The following is a 4289-nucleotide window of genomic DNA, read 5'->3' as shown; positions in this document are numbered from 1 at the left end:
AGTCGCGGTCACCGCAGGCGGAGACGACATGCTGCGGGTCTGGGATGTCGCGAGCGGCCAGCCGTTCGGGGCAGCCTTGACCGGACGCATCAGCCCGGTGTGGGCGGTGGCGACCGTAGTGCTGGACGGCCGGCCCGTCGCGGTCACCGGCAGCAAGGACGGTACGGTGCGGGTGTGGGACCTGGCCAGCGGCCAGCCGCTCGGCGCACCCTTCACCGGACACACCGGTTCGGTGGGGGCGGTGGCGACCGTAGTGCTGGACGGCCGGCCCGTCGCCGTCGCCGGCAGCAACGACGGCACGGTGCGGGTCTGGGAGCTGGCCAGCGGCCAGCCGCTCGGCGAACCCTTCCTTGTACGCGTGAGGGTGTCGGCTCTGGCTGCGGTGTGGGCGGACGATGCGCTGCCTTGGATGGTGATCATTACAGATCGAGGTGTCGTTGTTGCCCAACTGCCAGCCCGCTGACGCCGATTGGCGTGGTGCTTGTGCTGCGGCAGCTTGGTTTCTGGTCCGGCGGGCTGTGCCTTGTCGTCGGCGCGGGGTATCGAGTCGGCGGCGGGTCCTCCGAACTCCCCGACCGGCTTGCGGCGATGGTGTACCAGAGCGGCGGGAGAAGCTGTTTCCCGGTGGGTGTGCGGGTCTTTGTGCTGGGATATGCAGACGAGTGTGAGCAGGGGGTGCGTGGTGGCGGTCGTGGTGGGTGTGCACGGGATCGGACAGCGGCAATTGGGGCGTGCGCAGTTGGCGGGAGAGTGGGGTCCTGCGCTGCTGGACGGTTTGGAAGCTGCGGCTGAAAGGCCCATACCCGGTCTCCCGTTCTCCTTCGACCTGGCCTACTACGGGCGTCTGTTCCTGGACACGACCCAGCCAGAAGGGGCGGGAGCGAAGAGCGGCGCCGACGAGGAGGTGTTGACCGGTCTCGCACCGGAGGAGGAAGCGGAGCTGGCGCAGGCAGCCGGGGATGCGGCGGGCGAAGAGGCACTGGCGGCAGCGGAGCAGGAGGCGGTGAAGGGGTATACGCGGATCCCTTCGGTGCTGCGGGTGGCGTTCCGCGCTTTGGACTGGCGTTTCGGGCCAGGGGCCGCGCTGGTGTTCGCGGGTTCTTTCCGTGAGGTGCGGCGTTATCTGCGGGATCCGAAGCTGAAGGCGGCGGTCGACGCGGTCGTGGACGCGGCGGTCGACGGCGATACGCGGGTGCTGATAGGGCATTCGCTGGGGTCGGTGGTGGCGTTCGAATTCGTCCGGCGCAACCCCGGGCGTCGGCTGGATCTCCTGGTGACGCTCGGGTCGCCGCTGGGTGCCAGGTTCGTACGGGAGCTGATGCCCGACCCCGGTTACGGCAAGGAAGGCCTGCCGCTGGGCCTGGGGGCGTGGGTGAACGTGCGTGACCCGCACGATCCGGTGGCGTTCGCCGGGGATCTGGCGCGGTACTGGCCGCGGATCAGGGACGAGAAGGTCAACAACCAGGGCGACGCGCACGCGGTGAACATCTACCTGGGCAAGAAAGAGACCGGTACCGCGCTGCTGACGGTGCTGCCGCTGGCCGCCCGGTGACCGGGGCGGCCGGGCCGGCGAAAGGGTTCGAGATCACGCGCCGCCACTTCGTGGCGATCGCGACCGGACTCTACGACGACCCGCACTTCCGGCCGCTGCCGGTGGACGCCGAGGTCCGGGCGCTCACCGACTGGCTGTGCGCGCCGAGCCTAGGAGTGCGGGCTTTCGCCCCGGCGTATCCGGAACTCGCTCACAATCCAAGCGAACGCGCGGTCACCGACGCGCTGAAGAACCCGGAACCCTACGCGCGGTGGCGGGCGAAGGATGCCGCGGTGGTGTTCGTGACCGGCCACGGCGAGACCAGCGACGGGGTGCACTGGACGATCCTGAAAGCCAGCGAGTCGCTGCGGCTTCCGGCGACCGCACTGCGCACGGCGGATCTGATTATGTGGCTGAAGGCGACCGAGATCCGCCACCTGTTCCTGGTGCTGGACCTGTGCTTCGCCGGGAAAACGATCACCGAGGTCGCCGCGTTCGAGAAAGACATTCCCGCCACCTGGCTGGTGCTGCCCAGCGCGACCCGCGACCAGGAGGCAGTCACCGGCGCCCTGACCGGCGCGGTCACCGCGTTCCTCGCTGAACTGGACTCGCGGGAGGGCGAGTCCTACGCCGGGGAGAAAATCAAGTACCTCGACGTCCAGGCGTTCCTGGAAGGCATACGTGCCCACCTCCGCCCGGGCCAGCGGCTGGAGCCCCTCCAGGGCAGCCAGACCTCCGGGCCGCACCCGTGCCTTCCCAACCCCCACTACCGTGCCCAGGACGCCACAACCGTCCAGGCTCCGCGCAGCGACCTGGCCATTCCGCAGGCCGATGTGGAAGCCCACTGGGGACCGAAGTCCCGCGGATCCACCGCGGACGGCGGTAGTGGCTGGCTGTTCACCGGCCGCCGGCAGCTGATGCTGGACCTGATCGCCGCCGCCACGGGCGAGCCGGGGGCCATGGTGGTCACCGGAAGCGCGGGCAGCGGCAAATCCGCCGTACTGGCCCGACTGGTGACCCTCAGCGACCCTGCCTTCCGCATGCGGTACGCCGCACGCCTCGGTGACATCCCGCCGGACCTGCGCCCGGCCGAAGGCGCGGTGGACGTCGCGGTCCTGGCCACCGGCAAAAACCCCTCCGACGTCATCGCCCAGATTGCCATCGCTCTCAACGTCCCCCCGCCGCCCACCAAGGGCGCGCAGCCGGCCCTGGAGGAATGGGTCGCCGCCTGGCAGAACTGGCTCACCACCGGCACCAGCAAGATCACCGTGGTCGTCGACGCCCTCGACGAGACGCCCCACGCGATGGCGATCCTCACCGGGGAACTGGCCCGGCTGGATCCCGGACGCACCCGGCTCCGGCTGATCGTGGGCGTACGCTCACCCGGCGGCGACGACAACACGCCCCCCGACGCGCGCACGCAGCGCGGGGTCCCGCTCGCCGACTACGCCGAATACACACTGGTCGCCCGCCGCATCCGCGTGGACGAAGCGCCCTGGTGGGCACCCGCAGACCTGGCCGACTACGCCGCCGCCATCCTCACCACCACCCCCGGCAGCCCCTACCAGCATCCAGACGTCGCTGAGACTGATGACACCGCCAGTGCGGTGGCGCAGGCCCTGGCTGCCCGGGCCGGCACCAGCTTCCTGGTCACCCGCATCGCCGCCGCCAACCTCGCCCGCCGGCCCGAACCGGTCTCGCCCACCGACGGATCCTGGCTGAAAGCCGTCGACGAGGGAGTGCGGGGCGTCCTGCGCCAGGACCTTGACACCTACTGCCACAACGACCCGGAACAGCGGCTGCAAACGGTGCACCTGCTGCGTGCCCTCGCCTTCGCCCGGGGCCGTGGCATCCCCTGGCGCCGGATCTGGCCCGCGTTCGCCAACGCCGTCGCCGACGACCCGGACCGCACCTATGGGGACAGCGACATCGCCGACCTCCTGCACTCACCCTTCGGCGGCTACCTCACCACCGACATCGCCGACGGCACCACCGTCTACCGCCTCTTCCACGACGCCCTCAACACCACCCTGCGCGACCAATGGCGCGACCTCCTCGAACCCGCCACGCCGGCACCATGAACAAACCGAATGAAAACACCTCAACCGAGGCCCGCATCAGCGCCCGCCTCCTGGCCCTGACCGAAGAGGCCCTCACCCACGACCCTCCCGACCTGCCCGCCTACATCCGCCGCCATCTGACCGAACACGCCCGCGCCGCCAGGACGCTGGATCGCCGTATCCTCAACCCCCGCCTGCTGCCCCACCTGGATGCCGCACGCCTGCGCACCCTCACCGGCTGGGACCCTGTCGACGCCACCCCGGGGCTGTGGGACGCCTTCCGCCGTGCCACCCACCAGTGGGACTTCGACCGTCCCGCTAGCAACGCCACCCAGCTCGAACTCCAGGCCGCCTCCCTCGGCATCCCCCTGACCGAACCCACCACACCCACCGGCTGGCACATCCACTGGACCACCCCAGGTCTCCTCGGCGCCGAAATCCTCGGCACCCACACCAGCCCCGTCAGAGCAGTGACCACCGCGGTGCTGGACGGCCGGCCAGTGGCCGTCACCGGCGGCGGCGACGGCACCGTACGCATCTGGGACCTGGCCAGCGGGCAGCCGGTCGGTGAACCCCTCACCGGACACAACGGCTCGGCGAGGGCGGTGGCGACCGTCGTGCTGAACGGCCGCATGGTTGTGGTCACCGGCGGCGGCGTCGTCGACGGCACGGTTCGCGTCTGGGACCTGGCCAGCGGG

The 4289-nt window shown here is 70.5% G+C and carries 3 protein-coding genes and 1 pseudogene; all 4 read left to right on the top strand.

Features of this window, described 5'->3' with window-relative positions:
• Window positions 1–463 (top strand): annotated as a pseudogene (locus GA0115240_RS32695) (hypothetical protein); the annotation flags it as partial.
• A 219-nt stretch (window positions 464–682) separates the two neighbouring features.
• Entirely contained in the window at window positions 683–1552 is an 870-nt protein-coding gene (locus tag GA0115240_RS36450; RefSeq protein ID WP_141709045.1) for a hypothetical protein, read from the top strand.
• 50 nt (window positions 1553–1602) lie between these two features.
• Window positions 1603–3612, top strand: coding sequence for an ATP-binding protein (locus GA0115240_RS32685; protein ID WP_141709044.1), 2010 nt, complete (start codon window positions 1603–1605; stop codon window positions 3610–3612).
• A partial coding sequence (locus tag GA0115240_RS32680; RefSeq protein ID WP_370673399.1) for a WD40 repeat domain-containing protein occupies window positions 3609–4289 on the top strand: 681 nt, incomplete at its 3' end. The genes GA0115240_RS32685 and GA0115240_RS32680, both read left to right, overlap by 4 nt.

The organism is Streptomyces sp. DvalAA-14 (assembly GCF_900091855.1).
Lineage (GTDB): Bacteria > Actinomycetota > Actinomycetes > Streptomycetales > Streptomycetaceae > Actinacidiphila.
The sequence above is the reverse complement of the archived record's forward strand: the minus strand, read 5'-3'. Positions and strand labels throughout refer to the sequence as shown.